Raw genomic sequence first — 22,833 nt, forward strand, 5'->3', positions numbered from 1 at the left:
CTGCGGCACTCATTCGACCGCTTCGATCTTGAACTCGCCGTAGCTGCGATTCTGGGTGAGGTCGATCGGCACGAACATCCCGTACGCCTGCAAATAGGCATACATCGCAGTGCTTTCACCGTAGCGGTAGTGTCTGCCTGTACAAGTGATGACTTTGGCGGTGCCCGTCAACGATGGAAAGAACGCACTGGCAGGCTCTTGTGCTTCCACGGCGCAGTCAAACCGTGTGTCCTCAAGTTCAGCGGCTTTCTGGTGGCGGGTGCTGGACCTTTGTTCGGTGTAGCTCAGTAGCGCACCGACTGGCATGTTCGTCCAGTCACCGGTGAATCGCAGGTCGGTGATCGCGTTTTTACGCACGGTGATGCCGTCACTGTCATTCCTGTAATCAATATCGGCGAGGTCGATCAGCCCTCGGAAAGTGATGTTTACCGATTGATAATTTTTACCGTTGTAGCGTTCTGTGAGCTGCTTGCCCGGCTCGTATCCGAGGTAGCGGCTGTCCCTGCCCAAGCGTCCCAGCGCCAGTCGTTCGGGGTTGTTCGAGAGCAGGTACGACATGCCCGCCTCCTGAAGCTGTTTGCGCCGATCAGCCTCGTTGGGATCTTTGAAGATCACGCGCAAGCGTTGAATGTTGTGTTCCGGGACCGGCAATTTCAACGCTTCAATGGATTTCGTCACGGAGGCAGGCAGCACTGGATCAGGCAATACGAATGGCGTTTGCTCTCGGCCGGAGAAAGGTTTCAGTGCCGCCAACACCTGCGGTGTGGCACATGCAGTTGCCAGCAGTTGACGGTGGTCGGCGTTCAGGTTTTTCTCGGCGATGGCGTCAACGCTGATCGCGCCGGCTATCACGCGGTTTTGCTTATCTACGTAGAAGGTACTCAGCGAGGTCAATTGTTGTTGAGCGCAATCAGCGCCCCAGCGCCTACGCTCTTGCGCATACAGGTCATTTCCCCGGGGCCGAAGTGTTTCGCCTGCGGGTACCCGGGCGGACCAGAAGAATATCTGGCCGTCTTTCTGATTCAGGCTGGCACGATCAATCAGCTGCCATTCCTGTAACTCCGGTGCCGAAATGACCCGCCATTGTGCCACCGGGGTCTGAGCACACACCTGTTTGAATTGAGGACTCTGCAGAAACAGCTTTTTCTGTTCGGCAGGCATTTGCTTGTCTTCGGCTGCGCGACTGTTTCGAACAGCCGCAAACTGAAGCATGCCCTTGTTGGTCAAATGCGCCATTTGCGCATCTGGCAGATGACAGTCGGCGGTGAAGTTCGCCAGATGAAGTATTCGCCGGCCCTCAGTGGCAATCACGTAATAGCTGACGTGATCGCCATCGCGCACGATGGTATTCGGGTTGGGTTGACCAAGCATTGCCGCGTCAAACTCCATGCGCCCCAGCGCATCGAAATCGGCACTCGTCTGTTTGGGGGACGGGGGGCTCTGGCATCCGTAGAGGGCGAGGGCAAGCAAAGACAAACAACTGAAACGGCGGATCAAGGCATCCATGCGGAGGGCACACTGTCGGATTAAAAGTGATGGCACATTAACATTTCGGCAGTGACGACAAAGACTTTACCCTCTGTCTGGTACAGCGCATAACCTGTAGGAGCCGACGAGTGCAACGAGGCTGCGATCTTTTGATCTTATTTTTTTTAAGATCAAGATCAAAAGATCGCAGCGTGCCGCAGCTCCTACGGGGGGTGTCAGGGGCTGCTGGGTGGGGGAGTGGCGAGGGCGATTCCCGCTGCGCCGAGGCGCTTGAGAATCTCGAACAGCAAGTCACTCTTGGTCACCCCGACGATTCTCGGGCTGCCGACATAACCGGTCACCGTCAGGGTAATGCCGTCCGGCGACAGTTTGCTGAAACGCACGAACGACGCAGGTTTATCGAGGATGGTTTCGTTCTCGCGATAGGTGTTGAGCAGCAGGTCCTTGACCTCTTCGGGGTCGATGTCCAGCGGGAACATCAACTCCAGCGACGCCACCCCCTGAGCGCTACCGCCGAGGGTGACGTTGCGCAGGTTCTGCGAGATCAGTTGCGAATTCGGCACGATCACGATCGAGCGGTCGCTGAGCTGGATTTCCGTGGCACGCACGTTGATCCGGCGGATGTCGCCCTCGACGCCGCTGATGCTGATCAGATCGCCGACCTTCACCGGGCGCTCGGTCAGCAGAATCAGGCCGGAAACAAAGTTCTTCACGATCTCCTGCAAACCGAAACCGATGCCCACCGACAGCGCACTGACGATCCACGCCAGGTTGGTCCACTGCACGCCTAGCGACGACAGGGTCATGAGGATCACAAAGGCATAACCGATATTGGAAAACAGCGTGCTGAGCGACGCGCACATGCCCGGGTCCATGTCGGTCTTGGGCAGGAACTCGTTGTCGAGCCAGCGGCGCAGGGCGCGGATCAGCCAGATGCCGATCATCAGCGCCAACACCGCATTGAGCAGGTGCGCCGGGACGATATTGAACTTGCGCAAGCCGGCGCCGCCGAGGATCGCCATGATATTGGTCGCCAACTGCCCGAGCGTGGTGCCGATGCCGCCGACAAACAGCGCGATCACCGCCAGCAGCAACAGCGCTGCGCGGCTGAACCCGGACAACAGAATCGAGATCTGCTCGAGTCGTCGATCGCCAATGCCGAGCAATTGCTTGAGTGCTTTGCCGCTCGCATGTTTGGCTGAAAACGCGTACTCGCAGCCGTCCTTGATCACCTGGATCAGCAAGTAGAAACCCGAGAGCACGATGTAGGCCCAGACCACTTCATAGGTGATGAACCGGCTCAGCGAGATATAGCCGGTGAGCAGGGCAATCGCCGAGACCAACATCGAAATACTGGCGATGGTGTACACCACGCCGGAAAACGTACTGCCCGTCGCCGAGGCATCGTTCGCCGCGACCAGTGCCTTGCGCACTTTGCCCACGCGCAACAGCAACGACACGACAATCACCATGACCACAATCGAGATGACGCCGCGCCCGGCCACGACAATCTGGCTGCTCATGCCGGTGGAATTGCTCACCTGCACCAGCGTCACCAGCACCAGCAGCGTGCCGGACAAAATGCGCGGATACGGCTTCATCGCCAGCGCCACGGGGTCGGCAATCGCTGGCAGCCGCCACGACGGATGCTGGGTCGACAACAACGCGCGGCTCAGCCCGGTGATCAGCACACAGGCATAAACGGCTTTTTCGAACTCCTCGGAAAACGTCTCCAGCACCGGCGTCAACGGCTCGTGGCGAGTGCAGGCATAGAACAGCAATTGCAGCGCAAGGCCCGTTGTAACAATCGTTGCCAGCGCCGAAGCAAACGCCAGCGCACTACGACGCAAACGCCCCTCCGGCACGCGATGAATGCATAGCCATGTCAGCCCGCGCTCGGCCAGCCGGCGTCCGAACGTCCAGATAACCAGCGCCAACAACACCAGGAAAGTGGTATAGAAACGCTGCCCCGGCGCCCAGACCGTGGCCCAGGTTTCGCTGATTTGGGCGATGAAAAAACGCCAACGCTGACGATCGTCCGGCGTCGGACTGACCAGCGGCGACCAGAAATGCGGGCTCAACACACTGTGGGTGCCCAGGGTCAACTCGCTCTCGAGCAATGAGCGGCGGATACCGGCGATCTGCGTAATCAGATCCGCCGCGCTTTGCTTGAGCGCCGCCAGACTCTTCAGCGACGCGTCGATCTTGCTCTTCTGTTCCGCCAACGACGCCCGCTGCGCAACGATATCCGCCTGCTCGGCCGCGACCTCAGTTGCCGGCGCCGCGCCCAACACACTCAACTGCACGGCCAACTGCGCCTGCTGCGGCAGCAACGCCGCCGACAATTTATCGACATCGAGAATGAACGCCTGCACCCGATCCTGCGGGCCTTCGAGCTGGTTGTAATTGTTTGCCGAGGAAATTTGCTGCTTGAGGCCGTCGAGGCGCTGCTGCAAGGCTTGCAGGTCGTTTTGTGAAATCACCGGCAGCGGCGCGACCGCGGCCACCGAAGGCGCAGGCAATTCGGCGGCCCACAGCGCCGGACTGCTGCTGATGAGCAAGACGAATACCACTGAAAACAACGACTTCAAGCTGTTGCGCATGGGACGGGCCGACTCTCGATGGACACACAGTCTATGAGGTTAGGTGATCAGGCCGGATGGGGCGGAAAAGTTTCAGCGCCGGTATTCACTGGATCAGCAAAAGCCGGCCCTTCAACATGATGGACAGTCGGCTCTTCGAACAAAATATACCTTCAGACGTCGGCACCCATGCTTCTGGCGAACTCAACGTTGGCTGCGCGCACTGTCGTGAACACTTTCGCGCTCATCGCTTTTGCCAGCAGGATCGGGACAGTGAGTCGGTGGCCAATAACGCTGGCTTAATGCTCAAACGTTTATATCGCGCGCAGTCAGCGCTTTGCGGTGCTGCGAGCTGATTGTTAGTGCCCATTCCGACGGCTACACTCCAACGCCATGAAACGCTATCTGCGGTTGTTCCTCATCTTCGTGCTCAGCCTGGCGCTTCCCCTCAGCGGGATGGCGGGTGTTCAGGCACCGACAGAACCGTGCCCGATGAAGACGCTGGGCATGGCGATGATGGACGATATGGGCATGGACTGTTGCAACGACATGCAAGCCCCGATGGAACATGGCAAACCCTGCAAGCCTGGTCAGGAATGCAAGACCGGTGGCATGTTGCAAGTCTCGATCAGCAAGCCAGCAGTAACCTTGTTCAGCCCCGTAGAACTGTCTTTTTCCAGCGACTCCGTTCCTGTGCCAACCCTGTCCGGGGTATGGCGACCGCCGCGCGCCTGATTCCTGTATCGCCATTGAGCCTCATCCCGTTTTAGCGGGATGGCATAGCTGTGCGCAGGTCTTTTGACGCGCGCAGTGGATCATCACAGGAATCGTAGACATGAACTCCAAGTGCTTTTGCACAGGTTGGTCCCTCGTGGCCGGCCTCGCGGCGAGCATGCTGGCTTTGCCGAGCCTGGCCGCCACGCTGACCCTCGACGAAGCATTACGGCTGGCCGAAAACAATGCGCCGTCGCTGGCCGCACAGGATGCAAAAATTCAGGCCACCAGCAGTGCGGCTATTCCAGCGGGTGAATTACCTGACCCGAAGTTGCTCGCAGGTTTGCAGAATTATCCTATTGGCGGTCCGGATCGCTGGAGCGTCAACGACGACTTCATGACCATGCAGATGGTCGGCGTCCGGCAGGAAATGCCCAACAGTGACAAGCGCAAGGCGCGCATCGAGGTGGCCAGCGCCGTCGTTGATCGCGCTACCGCCGAGCGCCGGGTCGAACGCTTGAACGTGCGCCAATCCACGGCGCTAGCGTGGATCAGCAGCTATTCGGTCGAGCGCAAAGACGCGCTGTTTCAGGATTTCTACGCGGAAAACCGCCTGCTGGCCGATACCGTCCGGGCGCAGATTGCGGGTGGTCGCGCGCAACCGGCCGATGCTGTGACTCCCCGGCAGGAAGCGGCGCAACTGGCAGAGCAGCAGGACGATTTGATTCGCCAGCGCACGCAAGCGCGCGCGGCGTTGAAACGCTGGATCGGTGCCGCTGCCAATCAACAGCCCGTGGGCAGCTTGCCGCAATGGCCGGTCGATCCTGCCAAGCTGTCCCATCAATTACAACACCACCCCGAGTTGGCGGCGTATGGGCCGATGAGCGAGGAGGCGCAAGCCAGGATTCGGGAGGCCGAGGCCGAGAAAAAATCCGACTGGAGTTGGGAGCTGGACTATCAGCACCGTGACCGTCAGTTCGGCGACATGCTCAGCGTGCAGTTTTCCTGGGACCTGCCACTGTTTCCGGACTCCCGCCAAAACCCAAAAATCGCCGCCCGGCAAGCGCAACTCAGCCAGCTGGAGGCCGAGCGCGAAGCCCTGTCACGCGAGCATACCGAGCAACTGGAAAGTCAGCTGGCTGACTACGAGCGCCTGAACCGGGCAGTCCAGCGCAATGCACAAAGTCTGGTGCCGCTGGCCAGGGAAAAAGTCGCACTGAGCATGGCCAGCTACCGCGCCGGTAAAGGCGATGTGAATGCGCTTGTCGTGGCCCGGCGTGAACTCATCGAAGCCCGACTGAAACAGGTCGACGTGGAAGAGCAGCAAGCGCTGACCCGTGCGCGACTCTACTTTGCCTACGGGGAGCCGAGCCAATGAAGCTTGCATGGAATGCAGTATGGCTGGCGAGCGCTGCGCTGGTATTGGGTGTAACCGCTGGTTATTGGTTCGCACAACAACGCCTCGGCAGCGGCGAGGGTGCTGTCATCGAACCAAGCCGCAATGCCCCGGACGCGGGTAAAGCGCTGTACTGGTATGACCCGATGTACCCGCAGCAAAAGTTCGACAAACCGGGCAAATCGCCCTTCATGGACATGCAACTGGTACCCCGTTACGCCAGCGCAACCAGCGACCGCGCAGCGGTGAGCATCGATCCGGGGCTGACGCAGAATCTCGGCCTGCGTTTCGCGACGGTCACGCGTGGGGTGTTTGATTCCAGCCTCGACGTGAGCGGTGTGCTGACTTTCAACGAGCGCGATGTCGCAGTGATCCAGGCGCGCACTCCAGGTTTTGTCGAGCGCGTTTACGCCCACGCCCCCGGCGATGTGCTCAAGGCCAACGCGGCGCTGGCGGATATTCTGGTGCCGGAGTGGGCGGCGGCGCAGACCGAGTTCCTTGCCCTCAAAGGTTTCGGTGATAGCGAATTGTTGGCGGCCGCCCGCCAGCGTTTACGGCGTACAGGCATGCCGGCGGCACTGATTGCTCAGGTCGAGCGCAACGGTAAGGTCCAACCTCATCTGACGCTGACCAGCCCCATTGCCGGCGTGCTGCAAGTGTTGAACGTGCGCACGGGAATGACCGTGGCTGCGGGTGAGACGCTGGCGACTGTCAACGGTTTGAGCTCTGTCTGGCTGGCGGTGGCCGTGCCGGAATCCGAGGCAGGGTCAATCTCTGTCGGGCAAACGGTCGAGGCGCAATTTCCAGCCTTTGCGGGGATAAAGATCAACGGCAAAGTCTCCGCGATTCTGCCGCAAACCAACGCGGATAGCCGCACCCTGCAAGTACGCGTGGAACTGCCCAATCCGGATGAACGCCTGAGGCCCGGTTTGACCGCGCAAGTGCGCTTGCACCCTACAACCGGACCAAGTCAGTTGTGGGTGCCCAGCGAGGCGGTTATCCGCACTGGCCGGCGAACCTTGGTGATGCTTGCCGAAGACGCCGGCCGCTATCGCCCCGTGCAAGTGCAAACCGGGCAGGAAAGCGATGGCAGGACAGCCATCGTGGCAGGTCTGGAGGAGGGCCAGAAAGTGGTGACGTCGGGGCAATTCCTGCTCGACTCGGAGGCCAGACTCAAAGGCATCGTCTCAGGCTCAGAAGAAGAGCCGTCGGGAGTGCAGCCATGATCGCTGCGCTCATTCGCTGGTCAGTCGCCAACCGCTTGCTGGTCTTGCTGGCAACACTGTTCGTCACGGCCTGGGGCATCTGGTCGGTGCAGAACACGCCCATCGATGCGTTGCCGGATCTGTCTGACGTACAGGTCATCATCCGCACGCCCTTCGCCGGACAAGCCCCGCAAATCGTCGAGAACCAGGTGACTTATCCGTTGGCCACCACGATGCTTTCGGTCCCGGGTGCGAAAACCGTACGGGGCTACTCGTTCTTCGGCGACAGCTTTGTATATGTGCTGTTCGAGGACGGGACCGATCTGTACTGGGCGCGCTCACGTGTCCTGGAATACTTGAGCCAGATACAAAGTCGTTTGCCAGCGAGTGCAAAACCGGCTCTGGGGCCGGACGCGACAGGCGTCGGCTGGATCTACCAGTACGCCTTGGTGGACCGCACGGGCGGGCACGATCTGGCGCAACTGCGTGCACTTCAGGACTGGTTTCTCAAGTTCGAACTGAAGACCCTGCCCAATGTGGCGGAGGTGGCGACCGTCGGCGGCATGGTCAAACAATATCAAGTGCAGCTGGATCCGCTGAAAATGGCCAGCCTCGGTATCACTCAGGTGGAGGTCAGCGAGGCCATCGGCAAAGCCAATCAGGAAACCGGTGGCGCCGTACTTGAGATGGCTGAGGCCGAGTACATCGTGCGCGCTTCCGGCTATTTGCGGTCGCTCGATGATTTCCGCTCAATCGCGCTCAAGCTCGGTGCGGGCGGCGTGCCGGTGACCTTGGGAGATGTCGCGACGATCCAGTTGGGGCCGGAAATGCGCCGAGGCATCAGTGAACTCGATGGTGAAGGCGAGACCGTCGGCGGCGTGGTGATATTGCGCAGCGGCAAGAATGCCCGCGAGACCATTGCCGCGGTAAAAAGCAAACTCCAGGAGCTGAAAAACAGCCTGCCGGCCGGCGTGGAAATCGTCACCACTTACGATCGCAGCAAACTGATCGACCGTGCGGTAGACAACCTCAGCCACAAACTGCTTGAAGAGTTCATCGTCGTCGCACTGGTGTGCGGGATCTTCCTCTGGCATTTGCGCTCCTCGCTGGTGGCAATCATTTCGCTGCCTGTGGGCGTGTTGATTGCTTTCATTGTCATGCGCTACCAAGGCATCAACGCCAACATCATGTCTTTGGGCGGGATCGCCATCGCCATCGGTGCCATGGTCGATGCCGCCGTGGTGATGATCGAGAACGCGCACAAGAAAATCGAGGCGTGGCACGCGGCCAATCCTGGGCAGGAACTGACCGGACAGCGGCACTGGCAAGTGATGACCGACGCGGCGGCGGAGGTCGGTCCCGCACTGTTTTTCTGCCTGTTGATCATCACGCTGTCATTCATTCCGGTGTTCACACTGGAGGCACAGGAGGGCCGGTTGTTCGGCCCGCTGGCGTTCACCAAAACCTACGCCATGGCCGCAGCGGCGGGACTCTCGGTGACGCTGGTGCCGGTACTGATGGGGTATTGGATTCGCGGGAAAATTCCGGGTGAACAACAGAACCCGTTGAACCGCTGGCTGATCCGGATCTACCAACCCGCCCTCGATGCGGTGCTGCATCGGCCCAAAGTCACTCTGCTGGTGGCGCTCTTGGTGTTTGTCAGTACGTTGTGGCCACTGTCGCGTTTGGGCGGCGAGTTTCTCCCGCCGCTGGATGAGGGCGATCTGCTCTATATGCCGTCGGCGCTACCGGGACTGTCGACGCAGAAGGCTGCACAATTGCTGCAACAGACCGATCGCCTGATCAAGACCGTGCCTGAAGTCGAGCACGTTTTCGGTAAGGCCGGACGCGCCGAGACCGCCACCGACCCGGCTCCCCTGGAGATGTTTGAAACCACGATTCAGTTCAAGCCCCATGAGCAATGGCGAGCGGGCATGACCGAGGAAAAACTGGTGGAAGAACTGGATCGTGTGGTGCGTGTACCAGGCCTGACCAACATCTGGATTCCGCCGATTCGCAACCGCATCGACATGTTGGCAACCGGCATCAAGAGTCCGATCGGTGTGAAAGTTGCCGGCACGCGGCTGATGGACATCGATGCCGTCACCCAGGCAGTTGAACGCGTGGCCAAAGACGTGCCCGGTGTCAGCTCGGCTTTGGCAGAACGCCTGACGGGCGGGCGTTATATCGACGTGGACATCGACCGTAAGGCTGCTGCCCGTTACGGGATGAACATCGCTGATGTGCAATCGATCGTGGCCGGGGCAATAGGCGGTGAAAACGTCGGTGAAACCATTGAAGGGTTAGCGCGTTTCCCGATCAACGTGCGTTATCCACGCGAGTGGCGCGACTCGCCTGCGGCCCTGGAGCGATTACCCATTTACACCCGCTCAGGCAGCCAGATCACCCTCGGCACTGTTGCGAAAATCAGCATCACCGATGGCCCGCCGATGCTCAAAAGCGAGAATGCCCGGCTTTCCGGCTGGGTGTACATCGATGTGCGCGGGCGGGACATTGCGGCGGTGGTCGCCGATCTGCGCCGGGCCGTCAACGAGCAGGTCACGTTGCAACCGGGCATGAGCCTGAGTTACTCGGGGCAATTCGAGTTTCTCGAACGCGCCAACGCGCGACTCAAACTGGTGGTGCCGGCCACGCTGTTGATCATTTTCGTGCTGCTCTACCTGACTTTTTCGCGGTTGGATGAAGCGCTGCTGATCATGGCCACGCTGCCCTTCGCCCTGACTGGCGGGGCTTGGTTTCTCTACTGGCTGGGCTACAACCTGTCGGTGGCGACCGGTGTCGGTTTCATCGCATTGGCCGGTGTTTCTGCCGAGTTCGGCGTGATCATGCTGCTCTACCTGAAGAATGCCTGGGCCGAACGTGAAGCCCTTGGCGACAGCTCTGAGCGCGGACTGGTGGCCGCCATTCGTGAAGGCGCGGTACAGCGGGTTCGCCCCAAGGCCATGACGGTGGCCGTGATCATCGCCGGTCTCTTGCCCATTCTTTTGGGCAGTGGCACGGGCAGCGAAGTGATGAGTCGCATCGCCGCGCCCATGGTCGGCGGTATGGTCACGGCGCCGTTGCTGTCCCTGTTCGTCATCCCGGCGGCTTATCGCTTGATGCGCCGCCGATGACCATGGCCTTTTCTGCGTCGGCAGATCAGTTGACAGGGTTTGAGGCAGGCGACCGCGTGACGTTTTTTTCCAGATGGAGGGCGGCAAAGCGACGATTGTTTCGATGAAGAAATAAGGCACTGATGGTGTTGAACCCCGGCCCGCAGGAGCGTGCCGGGATTTTTGTTGTCGCAGGCAGCCCTTTGGAACCGCAGAGTGAGCAACGACGGAAAATGCTGCCAAACTGTTCTATATCAGCTGGAACCCGGACTTGGCGTCGGTGTTGCGTTCGCAGACTGAACAGGCGTAATTCCTGCTATTTGTCTGTGCGGCTCTTGTTTAGCCAATGATTGCAAGGAGCTTTCAGAATGGATTACCTGATTCGCACCGCGACCCCGGCAGATGCTTCGGCGATCAGCCGGACCATCATCAATACCCTTCGCCAGTCCAACGCGCTGGACTACTCATCCGACATCATTGATCAGGTTGAGCAGAGTTTTTCGCCACGGGCGGTTCTGGATTTGCTGGCCCGGCGTCAGGTACTCGTAACCACGGTCGACGATCACATCGTGGCAACCGCGAGCCTTGATCACGACGTGGTTCGCAGCGTGTTCGTCGACCCACGCCATCAAGGGCTGGGTGTCGGAAGACACTTGATGGAGCAGATTCAAGCAGTCGCCTCGAGCGCGGGTATTGACTCGCTGCGTGTTCCCTCATCCATTACCGCCGAAGGCTTTTACGCAGCACTTGGCTTCAAGAAAGTCCGGGATGAATACCATCATGCGGAGCGCACGATCATCATGGCGAAGGCGCTGGATCAGTAGAAAGGTCGTCATGGGATTTGGGCAGTAGCCCGCAGGCCCCCGCGCCAGATAACCTTCAAGGCAGAAGCTGGATGAGCTGCGGCTCCAGAGTATCAACGCCCACGTCTAACAGGGCGAGAGTAACCGGAAGTTTGAAACGCCGACGTCCGGCGCTGCCAGGGTTTATGTAGAGCCGATCGCCGCGCCATTCGATCAAGGGCTTGTGGGAATGGCCGGTGATGATCAGTTTGATGGAGCTGTCGAGGAGGGCGGCGACGTCGGCGATGTCGTGGGTCAGCAGGGCTGGCCAGCCATTGAGGTCGAGGGTGAGGTGGTCCGGGAGGTCGGCGGCCCAAGGGAGATTTAGATCGTTGTTGCCTCGCACTGCCTGTACCGGCGCGACTTCGGCCAGTTGCGCGAGGATTTCGGCGGCACCGATGTCGCCGGCGTGGATGATCAGGTCGACGCCTTGAACGGCGGTCAGGGCCTCGGGGCGGAGGAGGCCGTGGGTGTCGGAGATGATGGCTATTTTCATGGGGGAGAGATTAGCAGGGTTGGTCTGCATGGCAGCGGTCAGCCAGTGAGCATTGACCTTGATAAGAGATACCGCCGGTATACTGCTCGATCAAACAGACGCGCACGTTGCCGAGGCAATCCGCGACCGGGTTCAAAAAGCCTGAGATGCCGCTTCCCCCTGATGATCTTCCAAGGAACTTGCAATGCCTGCAGGCAAACGTGAACTGGCGCGCATGGAGCGCCGGCTGATCACCACGCTGACCGACGCGTGCGAAACAGCGAAAACTGAAATCAAAGGCTTCACCTGGCTCACCCACACGGCTGACCTGAGCGCACTGGCTGAAACCCTGAGCGTGATCTGGGTGTTCGAAACCCTCGCGGATAGAAAGCTCGCTCAAGTTGAGGCGAAAGTGCGCATCTTCGAACTGACGGCTGTAGCGTTGAGTGAGGCCGGTATCGAGCTGAAGCTTACCGATCGCAATGTCCGCTTCGACTCGGAGCAAGAGTGTCAAAACATTCATGGCGGCGATTGGGGGAAGCGACTGAAGGGCATGTCCACTCGTCAGAACTAATCGAGTGTTAAGTCCTTGTGTAGCAGCAAAAGAATTTGAACCGCTCTTGGACACGCTCGCCTAATGATTAGCCTATGGGTATTCCCACAGGCGATGTGCCAATACCGGCATGCTCCGAGAGGTGATCAACGTGGCTAAAGACGAGAAGAAAAGCAAAGGTGAAGCTTCCAAAGCCAGCAAAGAGTTGAAAGACAAAAAGGCATCACCGACGAAGAAAGCTGCGGCGGCCTCGGCGCTTTCGAAATCCTCTGACAAGGACAAGAAAGACAAGAAAAAAGACCCTGAACCGAAGAAATCCGCGAAGAAAGCTGACAGCAAGCCCGAAAAAGCCAAGAAATCAGACAAGGCAGAAAAGGCTGCGAAAAAGAAAAAGTAGTCTCTGCTGCCTGCCAGGGCTTTGCGCCCTGGCGACTTCCGACAGTGGTTTGAGCGCGGATGTCATTCAAATCTATATCGCGTTTGCTGAGCCACTTCCAAGCCATGGCGAACGCTCTGAAGAACGCCCGCCCAGGCGTTAGAAATCAATTCGGCATCAGCACCGTATCGATGACATGAATCACACCGTTGGATTGCATGACGTCTGCGATAGTGATTGCAGCCTTGCCACCTTTTGCATCCACCAACCACAGTTTGCCGTCGTGCAACATGACGGTCAGCGATTCGCCCTGAACGGTTTTCAGCATCACTTTGCCGCTGTGCATTTTCGCGTCATCCATCAACTGCTTGGCGGTGTGGGTGCCGGCGACGACGTGGTAGGTCAGGATCTTCGTCAGGTCTGCTTTGTGTTCCGGTTTGACCAGCGTATCGACAGTCCCGGCGGGCAGTTTGGCGAAGGCCTCATTGGTGGGGGCGAAGACGGTAAAGGGGCCTTTACTGTTGAGCGTATCAACCAGTCCGGCAGCTTTGACTGCGGCAACGAGCGTGGTGTGATCTTTGGAGTTGACCGCGTTCTCGACGATGGTTTTCGTCGGATACATGGCGGCGCCACCCACCATGACGGTGTCGGCGGCGAAACCGAGTCCAGCGCCAAGGCTCAGCACTGTGAGGCAGGTAAGGGCAATGCGTTTGATGAGCGTGTGCATGATGCATCTCCTGAATTCTTCGACCCTTCGAGTGAGGGTGATGAATTTACGGAGCAGGGGCGGGAATGGATGCAGCGTGGGGGAAAAGTTTTTATTTTGATCGCGGTTTTTGGTTGGCGTAGGGCGTTTTTGGATGGCTGCTGGGCCAGAAGCTGACGTTCAAGCCGATCAAGCGTCACTCCACCAAACTTGAGCTATCTTTCTGCGACTCACCAGCAAAAGGTGATCCCGCAAGTAAGGATGCTTTTATGAATCAATCGCCCCATCGCCTGAACCTGTTCGCACTGACGCTGCTCGGTGCACTGGCAACCACATCCCTGCTGGTGCCACCCAGCTACGCTGGCGAAGCTTCCGTTGCCGGGCCTGTCGCCAACACCAAGGTCACTGAGCCCTACGTGCGGATGATGGCCCGTGAGGCGTATTTCTGGGGTTGGCCGATGGCCAATATTTTTAACCGTCGCCAAGCGTTCAAGGATTTGCCTGAACCGGGCTTGATGGGCGGAATTGTTCCGGTCGCGCCAATCAATCGCCTATCGATGCTCAGCGATTACATTGATCCGGCCGAGCGCCTCGTGGCCTGCCCGAATCAGGACGTGGTCTACGGCGCGGGCAGCATCGCGCTGGATCTGGAACCGGTGGTGTTGCAGGTGCCGGATTTCGGCAGCCGTTTCTGGGTGTACCAAGTGGTGGATTTGCGTTCCGACAGCTTTGCCGAACTCGGCAAGATGTATGACACCAAGCCCGGTTTCTATCTGCTGGTGGGCCCTGACTGGAAGGGCGAAGTCCCGGCCGGGATCACCAAAGTCTTCCGCTCGCGCACCAACACCGGTTTCGTGATTCCCCGGGTGTTCCAGGATGATACCGCAGCCGACCGCACAGCCATTCAAGCGTCGCTGTCGGGCGTGGACATGTACCCGTTGTCGCAATACGACGGCAAGGTCAAACACCGGGACTGGGCGAAACTGCCGAAACTCCCGGCGCAGGCGGCGGGCAGCGGCGAAACCAAATGGGTGATGCCGGAGAAATTCTTCGACGAGTTGCCGGCGCTACTCAAGGACGCCAAACCGTTGCCGGGCGAAGAAGCCCGCTACGCGCAGATGGCCACTCTCGCGGCCATCGCCAAGGCTGATCCCCAACTGAAGGCGGCGATGATCGATGAAGCGAAAAAAGCCGACAGCGAAGTCATCGACCCGCTGTTGCAGTTTCGTAACTACGGCCTGCAACTGCCGGATCACTGGAGCACCATCAGCAACGGCGCGGCATTCGGCACCGACTATTTCAGCCGTACCGCCGTGGCGCGCTCGAATATTTTCGTCAACCAGCAGAAAGAGACCAAATACTTCTATCAGGACTTGGACAAGTCCGGTACGCGTCTCAATGGGCAAAACGGCTACACCGTGACCTTCGCCAAAGGGCAGTTGCCGCCGGTCAAAGGCTTCTGGTCGCTGACGCTGTACAACGAACAGCACTTCTTCTCGCCAAACGACCTCAAGCGCTATTCCATCGGCACCAAAAACAAATCCCTGCAAGCCAATGCTGACGGCTCGCTAACGATTTACGCGCAGAGTGAATCGCCGGGCAAGAACAAGGAAACCAACTGGCTGCCGACGCCCAAAGGTGCTGATTTCTCGCTCTACATTCGCGCGTACTGGCCTGAGCCGGCCGCGCTGAACGGCCAATGGGTACCGCCCGCTGTGGTCAAAGCCAATTGAACGAGACAAGGGCGTTTACGATGAACACCTTTGCAAAATCACTGGCAGCGCTAAGGAGTGACAGTGTCGGTGACCAGCTTTCTGGTACTTCCAGAGATTCTAGCGTACAGCGACATAATCGCTGTCGTGCCGCGTCGATTGGCAGTGAACAACATCGGGCTCACATCAGTAGAGCCGCCTGTTGAAATTCTAGGCTTCAGAAAAATCTTGGCCTGGCATGAACGAACTCAGCGAGACGCAGGCCATCGCTGGGTGCGTTCACTTATCGTTGAAACACTACGGACACTCGATTGAAGCAAACGAGGTGGCCAAACATGCAAAGTCGTCGTGGCAGCTGCGGTTTAGCAAAATAAGGGGACGGATTTATTTTTTCTGAAAATAAATCCGTCCCCATTTTTGCGGCAACGCGACGTTTACCGCCGACACGTTCAACTACATCGACCCGCGCACCGGCCTCTTCACTAACGCCTATTCCGCCAGCCCGGGCATGGCCGTGAACATGGAAAACGTCGGCGCCAAGTACCCGGCCACGTTCGTCGATGCCAAGGGTGAATTCCTCTCCGGCAGCAATAGCTACACGCTGAACCTGCCCAAAGGTATTCCCGCTGCACTGTTCTGGTCGGTCACCGCGTACGACTCGATCACCGCGTCCGGCCTGGACAATGGCCAGCCGTTTCCATCGATCAATACCATGGACAAACCTGTCGCCAATGCCGATGGTTCGATCGATGTGCATTTCGGCCCGGACTCACCCGGCGCCGGTAAAAACTGGGTCAAAACCCTGCCGGGCGAAGGCTACTTCGTGATTCTGCGTTTGTACGGCCGTAGTTCATAACGCCCAGTCCACCAGTTGCTCAGCATTCAAAATAACATTTTCCACGGTAGGTATAAGGATCTTGTCTCCCGCCACAATTGTGAAGCTGAATCGATATTCCTTCTCTGCCAAGAAAGAGGGGGGCTTTACAAACGCCATATCCCAGATTTTGCGCATGAAGTGATCTGCGGTAAACACGCTTGTATCTGAAATGTGAATCTCGCGACCAAGGTAAGACACTGGTTCATGCCGACAGTAAATTGACAAGTTCTCTAGTGAGATGTGTGGATCAACTATGTGATTACCTGAATGACGCCCTGAGGTAATGCGATCCCGTAGCAGTGCTGAAAGCGTTACTCCTAAGTTATGCGCTTTTGATTTGGTCATGTACCAACAGTCATCGTAGTCGGGAAATAATCCTACAGCGTCTCGAAACCTCCTAACTTGAGACATGCAAAAAATGAATCCGTTTAGTGCTTCTCGATGAATGCTCGCACTTGAATCTCGCACTCTAATGATCTGTTCGTTCCCGCCAACCATCTCCAGTTTATGAATAGCTGCGCTCATAGTTCCTGGAATTCGTGGGTGATGCTCATCGTCACCTAAGCCGATTGCGCCTTGAAACATGACGCTGAACCAGCGTCGTTCAATCTCTACTGTTCCGTCAAACTTTAGTAAAAAAGAGTACTTGCCTTCACCGTTATCGACAATCTGGGCACTCTCGATTTTTCTATATTCATACAAAGTGCCCAGCTTTATAGTTTTTCTAGTTTTCAGGTTGTCCTTTGTGAAGCAGTTCTTTGCGAGGAGCATTTGTATACCTATTTTTCTTATTGAGGGGGGCTACCTACCCCCCCCCCACCTATCCTGTGAGGGCTCTTTGATATCACAAAACTCAGTTACTGTTCACTGGATGTCTACAGACATCTGCTTTTATTCAAGCCGGCGGACGTCCTCATGGGTCGAAAACGGCCGCTCACGAATGACTGCTATTGGCCGAAAGCAGCCATTCGCAAGCGCTCAAAAGAATCTGATCCGATCAGTGGCGACGGCCAAATCGCCACTGAATGCAATGACCTAGTCTGTAATTTCAACCCTGTCCAAAGCCCTATTCACCGCCAACTCCCCAAACATTACCACCTGCGCAATGCCCAGCAACGTCTTGCGAATCGGTCCATCCACCAACCCCGCAACATCCCCCAGCATGATGGAGGCCGAGGCCAGCGATTCGCACGCGTTAACCAGCAATGACTCGGTATCTGTTTCCGGGTTAACCAGAAACATCGTGCTCGCCTGATACGGCGTAGCCATGATCGCGGCAGCGGGATTTAGGTAATGATCGAGCGCACGCTCAGCCGCGTCGTGCATTTTTCTTGAATCAAGCGATTCATAAGGTGAGGCCGGATCGGTTTCTGGAGGGTTCGGCGTTATCTTGCACATGTTCTTCTTTTTCCTGTTATGTGGCCGCCGCGCCGAGCTACTAAACAGGGGGTGGCAGCGGTGCGCAGGTTAGTAGACCGGGGAAAAGAAGAAAGCCGGCGCGCCCGAGGGCGCCCTACGCACAGCCGCCATCAAATGCAGGTACGTGAATACCTTTTTGACAGACGCTTGTGCACTTTCATTTACCTCGGGCTACTAAACCCGGTCACTGCGAACAGTGACGCGAATCAAGTTACCGATGGCACTCCAGGCGCACAAGTCGGCGGATTCTGGCGTAGTCGTAGGCAACGGCGCAAGGCGTCGTAGCCTTTCGGACGTAACGCCAAGTGTCCTTAAACACAACGCAAAAAACGTTAAACAATCATGGCCTTCAGCGATGCGACCGCGCCGATGGTGACGTGCAACTCAGCCGCAGCCGCAGCCAGACTGCCCAGGCATCCTTTGATCTTGTCGCGTTAAAAATAATTTTGTACTGCAGAAACTTAGTTTTCGAAACTCAGTCTGTATAGATAATGGCATGCGGCCACTTTTGAACAAGGAGTTTCATCCACCTTATCCTTCATGAGTTATCTCGTCCTTTATCTCTCAAGCGTGCCTGCACGGTAACGCTAACTAATGTCTTTTAAGTGATGTCGAGTTTTCTTCAAGGAGTTTTCATGAAGCTCAAGGTTGCTTTGCTGGGTTCGGTTCTGTTCGCCATGCCGTTGTATCAAGCCCTGGCAGACGATTGCAGTGCCAACAGCTACGGTGGTTTCAATTGCCGATACGACGATGGAACAAGCTCTACCAGCAGCAAGAATATTTATGGTGGACAAGACACCAGCTATAGCAATGGCATCACTTCGAAAAGCAGCGCGAACCCTTACGGTGGCCAAGACACAAGCTATAGCGATGGCCGTAAATCGCAAAGTACAAAGAATATTTATGGCGGAGTCGATACGCATAATAGTGATGGCAGTACTTCGCAAAGCAGTTCAAATATCTATGGTGGTTACGATACAACTTACAGTAATAAAGGCACATCGCGTAGCAGTGCCAATATTTACGGTGGGCTGGATACGAGCAACTAAGGATTTGACTTGGGTGCTGCTCGCAAAGCGTCAAGGTTAAAGAAACAGGCCGGATCTATCAAACAATAGATCCGGCCTTTTTTATGCGACCGCTAAACGTGTTGCTCGACGACATAACGGCTCGGCACTTCCCCCAGTAATTGCTTGAACACTGTGGCAAACGCGCTGGAACTGCTATATCCCAAGGTCATCGCGACTTGGGTGACTGGCTGACCTTTGCCCAGCATCACCACCGCTGCGAGCAGACAAGCCTGTTGCCGCCACTCGATAAAACTGATCCCGGTATGCAGCCGAAAATGTCGGGTAAAGGTGCGCCGGCTCATTCCCGCACGTACGGCCATCTCATCGATACCCACTTCCAGCGAAGGCAGGTTCAGGAACTCGCGACACACCGACGCCAGACGCGGTTCTGCCGGCAGTGGCGCATTCAGCGACAGTGCGGGCATCGCGGCAATCTCGTGCAGCAGCAGACTCATCAAATGACCGTCGCGCCCTTGGCTGGAATAGCGCGCCGGCACGTCGATGGCTTTCAACAGCAACTGCCGCAGCAATGGCGACACATCGAGCACCTGGCATTGGCCCGACAACCCCAGTCGCTGCGCCGCCTGTTTGCGGATATAGGTGTTGTGCAGGGTCACCGGCCCACGCATTTGCATGGAGTGGGGGAGTTGCGCGGGCACCCAGATGCCACGCTGGGGCGGAACGACCCAGTTGCCATCGTCGGTGAACACGGTGATGACGCCGCTGGCGGCATACGCGAACTGACCCCGTTGATGATCGTGCAGCGGGAATAACGTGCCGTCCGCGTAATCAACGGCGGTCACGACTGCATCGCGGAGTATGTTCTGGTAAGGATGACCGGTGATTGTGCGCATGGCCCGATTCTATCGAAAGATGGCCTGTGACTGAAAGCGGGCCAGCTCGATAGCTTGCATATTCTCCCCGCACGAGCACTTCCGCTCGGCGATGGGAACGATCGATCATGCACAAGAAACATCTCCTACTTGCGATCATGGTAACAGCGGTGTGGGGACTGAATTTTCCCGTGACCAAACTGGGTCTGGTCGACATCGATGCGCTGTTGCTGACCGCGTTGCGTTTCGCGCTGGCTGCGTTGCCCTGGGTGTTTTTCGTCGAGCGCCCACGAATAGCGTTTCGATGGTTAGCCGCTTACGGACTGATCTTCGGCGTCGCGATGTGGGCGTTGATCAATCAGGGCATCGCGTGGGGAGTGCCGCCCGGCACCGCATCACTGCTGATCCAGTGCAGTGCATTTTTCACCTTGGGCTGGGGCGTGATTTTTTTTCGCGAACGTCTCGGGCGCCCGCAATTGCTCGGCGCGCTGTTGGCGGCCGCAGGGTTACTGGGCATCGTCTTGTGCAGCCCCGGCGACGCGTCGAGGGCAGGGCTGGCACTGGTGATTGGCAGCGCAATGGCCTGGAGCGTCGGCAACGTCATCATCAAGGTATCGAAGGTGCGCGAGATCTTCGCGTTCGTGGTGTGGGCCAGCCTGTTTCCGCCGATCCCGCTGATGTTGCTGACGTGGACACTGCACGGCTCGGCACCTTTCATCGCACTGCCTGCGCAGCTCAATACGATGACCCTGGTTTCACTCGCGTTCCAGGTGTATGCAGCGACGCACTTCAGTTATTGGGGCTGGAACCTGCTATTGCGCGAATACCCGATCTCGCGCGTGGCCCCGCTGTCGCTGTTGATTCCGGTGTTTGGCATCTTCAGTTCGATGGCGATTCTTGGCCAACATCCGAGTCCTGCGGAGTGGGGATTGATCCTGTTGGTGCTGGCTGCGATCGTATTGGGTTCAGGGTATTTGCAGGGTTTGTTGTCACGCCGTCGTGCGCGAATCGCCTGAGCATTGGCCCGACCCTGACGTGCCGGACACTCTTTAATACATAACCCAGCCCGCCACTGCCGTCCCGAGCACAACCAGCCACGGTGGCAGCTTCCAGAACATCAAGGCAATCAGGGCGAGCAATGCCAAAACCAAGTCTTGCGGCACGAGAATGGCACTGGTCCAGACAGGGTGATAAAGCGCGGCCAACAGCAAGCCGACCACCGCAGCATTCACCCCGGCCAAAGCGGCCTGTGCACGGGTATTGCGGCGCAGCTGCTGCCAGAATGGCAAGGCTCCCACGACCAGCAAAAACGAAGGGGCAAAAATCGCCAGTAAACAGATTACGCCACCCAGCCAGCCTGAGGGCGTAACGGTCATCGAGGCACCGAGAAACGCGGCAAACGTGAACAAAGGCCCCGGCACGGCTTGCGCTGCACCGTAGCCGGCGAGAAACGTTTCGTTGCCGACCCAGCCCGCAGGCACAACCTCGGCCTGCAGCAGGGGGAGAACGACATGGCCACCGCCAAATACCAAGGCGCCCGCGCGGTAGAACGCGTCCACCAGCGCCACGCTTTGGTAGGGGAGCCGTTCGGCCACGAATGGCAGGCCCACGAGTAGCACAAGGAAAAGTATTAGGCAGATTGCTCCGCTTCGTTGGCTGATCGTGATCGGCAGGGCGTCAGGTTCGACACGTTGCCTGGGTTTGAACAGCACCAGGCCAGCCAGGGCGGCAATGACAATCACGCCTACCTGTCCCCATGCCGACGGTGCAAGCAACGCGACAAAGGCGGCAATCACCATCAGGGCCACCCGCGGCCCGTCGGTACAAAGGTTGCGCGCCATGCTCCACACGGCTTGCGCCACCACTGCGACAGCGACCACTTTGAGGCCATGCAAGGCACCGGGCGAAATCGCGCTGCCATAACGTGCGATGCCGAGGGCAAACGCAATCAGGATGGTGGCCGACGGCAGGGTAAAACCCGCCCATGCTGCCAGCGCACCGCGATATCCCGCTCGCGAAAGACCCAAGGCCATGCCGACCTGACTACTTGCCGGTCCCGGCAGAAATTGGCAGAGCGCGACCAGATCCGCATAACTGTGTTCGCTCAGCCAGCGCCGTCGCGTGACGAATTCGTTGTGGAAGTACCCCAAGTGCGCAATCGGCCCTCCGAATGAGGTCAACCCAAGGCGCAGAAAGATCAGAAACACCGACCAGGCACTGTTTTGCTCAGCGGTATGAGGTTCTGTCATCTACCGGCGTTCCTGCTTCAATAATCGGATTACGATAGCGTACTCCCGTAAAGCGAAATGCTTCGCTCGGGATTTTCTACCTTGGAATTTCCGGATACGCCCTCATTACAATGCCTACAGCCAATGCATACCGAGAGGAAGCACAGATCATGACCCGTCAAACCGAAACTGCCATTCTCGCCGGCGGCTGCTTCTGGGGCATGCAGGACTTGTTGCGCCGTTATCCCGGCGTGCTGCAAACCCGCGTCGGCTACACCGGCGGCGATGTGCCGAATGCCACATACCGCAACCATGGCAATCACGCCGAAGCCATCGAGATCGTCTTCGATCCGGCGGTGATCAGCTATCGGCGGATCCTCGAGTTCTTCTTCCAGATCCACGATCCGAGCACGCCCAACCGTCAGGGCAATGACCAGGGCCCAAGCTATCGTTCGGCAATTTATTACCTCAGTGAAGCGCAACGCGATATCGCCGAGGACACCGCCGCCGACGTCGACGCATCACACCTGTGGCCAGGCCGAGTGGTGACCGAAATCGAACCGGCGGGACCGTTCTGGGAAGCGGAACCGGAGCATCAGGATTACCTCGAACGTATCCCGAATGGCTACACCTGCCACTTCATCCGGCCAGACTGGAAACTGCCGAAGCGCTGAGAGACTTCAGCAGGGCGCGTTTACTGCGCCGCAAAACAAAAAGCCCCTGAGATCAGGGGCTTTTTCGTTGTAGCTCATAGGGGTTTTCTTTCAGCGTAACGAATGACAGCCAGCAGAAAGTCCTTGATCGACCACGCCCAGACACCCGACAGCATGCAGATAACCAGATAAGTAAAGTAATGATGAAAGTCCGTTTTGGGCACTTTGTACGTGGTTAATCCAACCAGTCCGAGCGTCAGCAGGCTGATCGAAAATGAACCCAGGCACCATAAGGCGCGAGTGCAAAGATCTCTGATCCTGATCGCGGACACCCAGCGACTTGCTGACGCTGAAGAACAAACCGAGCAGAACAGATGGAACAGGCTTGCGTAGATAAAGCTCAGGCTTAACCGTTGTGCTGTGTCAACGCCGGAGCCCATCGAAAACCACGAATAGAGACTGTCGAGAGCAACACCGACCGGGCGTAAAAACTCGATGAAAGGAAACAGCGCAATCCCTCCGGCGAGATAGATAGCGACGACAGCGATCATTTTCATCACGCACTCCATTGCTTTATTTGACGGCCCTGCG

20 protein-coding genes and 3 pseudogenes are annotated in these 22,833 nt (G+C 57.7%); 13 read left to right on the top strand and 10 right to left on the bottom strand.

The genetic code is table 11. From position 1 onward, the window contains the following. Positions 1-9 precede the first annotated feature (9 nt). The 3 genes and pseudogenes from QOL84_RS03690 to QOL84_RS03700 form a co-directional block, all read right to left on the bottom strand. On the bottom strand, positions 10-1,506 hold the full coding sequence (locus QOL84_RS03690) for a hypothetical protein (protein ID WP_283436221.1): 1,497 nt from the start codon (positions 1,504-1,506) through the stop codon (positions 10-12). A 197-nt stretch (positions 1,507-1,703) separates the two neighbouring features. Then, entirely contained in the window at positions 1,704-4,091 is a 2,388-nt protein-coding gene (locus QOL84_RS03695) for a DUF3772 domain-containing protein (protein ID WP_283436222.1), read from the bottom strand. Between the two features lie 155 nt (positions 4,092-4,246). Then, positions 4,247-4,342, bottom strand: a pseudogene (locus QOL84_RS03700) (NADPH:quinone oxidoreductase); the annotation flags it as partial. 121 nt (positions 4,343-4,463) lie between these two features. Here QOL84_RS03700 and QOL84_RS03705 point away from each other — a divergent pair. The 6 genes and pseudogenes from QOL84_RS03705 (at position 4,464) to QOL84_RS03730 (ending at position 11,322) form a co-directional block, all read left to right on the top strand. Continuing rightward, the gene (locus QOL84_RS03705; protein ID WP_129394259.1) at positions 4,464-4,805 is read left to right on the top strand and encodes a hypothetical protein; all 342 of its coding nucleotides are present in this window, start codon (positions 4,464-4,466) and stop codon (positions 4,803-4,805) included. A gap of 100 nt (positions 4,806-4,905) precedes the next feature. After that, positions 4,906-6,162 (top strand): TolC family protein, encoded by a 1,257-nt coding sequence (locus QOL84_RS03710; protein ID WP_283436223.1) that lies wholly within the window; start codon positions 4,906-4,908, stop codon positions 6,160-6,162. Further along, positions 6,159-7,406 carry an efflux RND transporter periplasmic adaptor subunit gene (locus tag QOL84_RS03715; protein WP_283436224.1) on the top strand — a complete coding sequence of 416 codons (1,248 nt, stop codon included), beginning with the start codon at positions 6,159-6,161 and terminating at the stop codon, positions 7,404-7,406. The genes QOL84_RS03710 and QOL84_RS03715 overlap by 4 nt, the downstream gene beginning before the upstream one ends. Further along, positions 7,403-10,519, top strand: a complete 3,117-nt coding sequence (locus QOL84_RS03720) for an efflux RND transporter permease subunit (RefSeq protein WP_129394256.1) — start codon at positions 7,403-7,405, stop codon at positions 10,517-10,519. The genes QOL84_RS03715 and QOL84_RS03720 overlap by 4 nt, the downstream gene beginning before the upstream one ends. Next, positions 10,507-10,634 (top strand): annotated as a pseudogene (locus tag QOL84_RS03725) (copper-binding protein); the annotation flags it as partial. The gene QOL84_RS03720 and the pseudogene QOL84_RS03725, both read left to right, overlap by 13 nt. A 232-nt stretch (positions 10,635-10,866) precedes the next feature. Further along, positions 10,867-11,322, top strand: a complete 456-nt coding sequence (locus QOL84_RS03730) for a GNAT family N-acetyltransferase (protein ID WP_283436225.1) — start codon at positions 10,867-10,869, stop codon at positions 11,320-11,322. A 55-nt stretch (positions 11,323-11,377) separates the two neighbouring features. Here the strand turns inward: QOL84_RS03730 and QOL84_RS03735 are convergent, their stop codons facing one another. Continuing rightward, the gene (locus tag QOL84_RS03735; RefSeq protein ID WP_129396143.1) at positions 11,378-11,836 is read right to left on the bottom strand and encodes a metallophosphoesterase family protein; all 459 of its coding nucleotides are present in this window, start codon (positions 11,834-11,836) and stop codon (positions 11,378-11,380) included. Between the two features lie 184 nt (positions 11,837-12,020). Here QOL84_RS03735 and QOL84_RS03745 point away from each other — a divergent pair, with 184 nt between their 5' ends. Then, entirely contained in the window at positions 12,021-12,389 is a 369-nt protein-coding gene (locus QOL84_RS03745; protein ID WP_129394254.1) for a hypothetical protein, read from the top strand. A gap of 121 nt (positions 12,390-12,510) precedes the next feature. Then, the gene (locus QOL84_RS03750) at positions 12,511-12,765 is read left to right on the top strand and encodes a hypothetical protein (RefSeq protein WP_283436226.1); all 255 of its coding nucleotides are present in this window, start codon (positions 12,511-12,513) and stop codon (positions 12,763-12,765) included. A gap of 145 nt (positions 12,766-12,910) precedes the next feature. Here the strand turns inward: QOL84_RS03750 and QOL84_RS03755 are convergent, their stop codons facing one another. Beyond that, a complete protein-coding gene (locus tag QOL84_RS03755; protein ID WP_283436227.1) occupies positions 12,911-13,471 on the bottom strand; it encodes a fasciclin domain-containing protein in 561 nt (186 codons plus the stop codon). 248 nt (positions 13,472-13,719) lie between these two features. Here QOL84_RS03755 and QOL84_RS03760 point away from each other — a divergent pair, with 248 nt between their 5' ends. Together QOL84_RS03760 and QOL84_RS03765 are read left to right on the top strand one after the other, a co-directional pair. After that, positions 13,720-15,183, top strand: a complete 1,464-nt coding sequence (locus QOL84_RS03760; RefSeq protein ID WP_283436228.1) for a DUF1254 domain-containing protein — start codon at positions 13,720-13,722, stop codon at positions 15,181-15,183. Between the two features lie 451 nt (positions 15,184-15,634). Beyond that, positions 15,635-16,018: pseudogene (locus QOL84_RS03765) on the top strand (DUF1214 domain-containing protein); the annotation flags it as partial. Here QOL84_RS03765 and QOL84_RS03770 read toward each other — a convergent pair. Next, positions 16,013-16,810, bottom strand: coding sequence for a hypothetical protein (locus tag QOL84_RS03770; protein WP_283436229.1), 798 nt, complete (start codon positions 16,808-16,810; stop codon positions 16,013-16,015). The pseudogene QOL84_RS03765 and the gene QOL84_RS03770 overlap by 6 nt on opposite strands. 264 nt (positions 16,811-17,074) lie before the next feature. Further along, positions 17,075-17,437 (bottom strand): DUF6124 family protein, encoded by a 363-nt coding sequence (locus QOL84_RS03775; RefSeq protein WP_283436230.1) that lies wholly within the window; start codon positions 17,435-17,437, stop codon positions 17,075-17,077. Between the two features lie 656 nt (positions 17,438-18,093). Here QOL84_RS03775 and QOL84_RS03780 point away from each other — a divergent pair. After that, complete coding sequence (locus tag QOL84_RS03780; protein WP_283436231.1) at positions 18,094-18,507, top strand: hypothetical protein; 414 nt, start codon at positions 18,094-18,096, stop codon at positions 18,505-18,507. Positions 18,508-18,599: 92 nt separating this feature from the next. Here the strand turns inward: QOL84_RS03780 and QOL84_RS03785 are convergent, their stop codons facing one another. Continuing rightward, positions 18,600-19,382 (bottom strand): AraC family transcriptional regulator, encoded by a 783-nt coding sequence (locus QOL84_RS03785; RefSeq protein ID WP_283436232.1) that lies wholly within the window; start codon positions 19,380-19,382, stop codon positions 18,600-18,602. Between the two features lie 107 nt (positions 19,383-19,489). Here QOL84_RS03785 and QOL84_RS03790 point away from each other — a divergent pair, with 107 nt between their 5' ends. After that, positions 19,490-20,377, top strand: coding sequence for an EamA family transporter (locus QOL84_RS03790; protein WP_283436233.1), 888 nt, complete (start codon positions 19,490-19,492; stop codon positions 20,375-20,377). Positions 20,378-20,410: 33 nt separating this feature from the next. Here the strand turns inward: QOL84_RS03790 and chrA are convergent, their stop codons facing one another. Continuing rightward, positions 20,411-21,610 carry a chromate efflux transporter gene (gene chrA / locus QOL84_RS03795; protein WP_283436234.1) on the bottom strand — a complete coding sequence of 400 codons (1,200 nt, stop codon included), beginning with the start codon at positions 21,608-21,610 and terminating at the stop codon, positions 20,411-20,413. Between the two features lie 149 nt (positions 21,611-21,759). Between chrA and msrA the strand changes: the two genes are divergently transcribed. Beyond that, positions 21,760-22,263 carry a peptide-methionine (S)-S-oxide reductase MsrA gene (msrA, locus tag QOL84_RS03800; RefSeq protein WP_283436235.1) on the top strand — a complete coding sequence of 168 codons (504 nt, stop codon included), beginning with the start codon at positions 21,760-21,762 and terminating at the stop codon, positions 22,261-22,263. Between the two features lie 74 nt (positions 22,264-22,337). Here the strand turns inward: msrA and QOL84_RS03805 are convergent, their stop codons facing one another. Next, positions 22,338-22,799, bottom strand: coding sequence for a hypothetical protein (locus QOL84_RS03805; RefSeq protein ID WP_283436236.1), 462 nt, complete (start codon positions 22,797-22,799; stop codon positions 22,338-22,340). Positions 22,800-22,833 lie beyond the last annotated feature (34 nt).

The organism is Pseudomonas helmanticensis (genome assembly GCF_900182985.1).
In the GTDB taxonomy this organism is placed as follows: Bacteria; Pseudomonadota; Gammaproteobacteria; order Pseudomonadales; family Pseudomonadaceae; genus Aquipseudomonas; species Aquipseudomonas helmanticensis.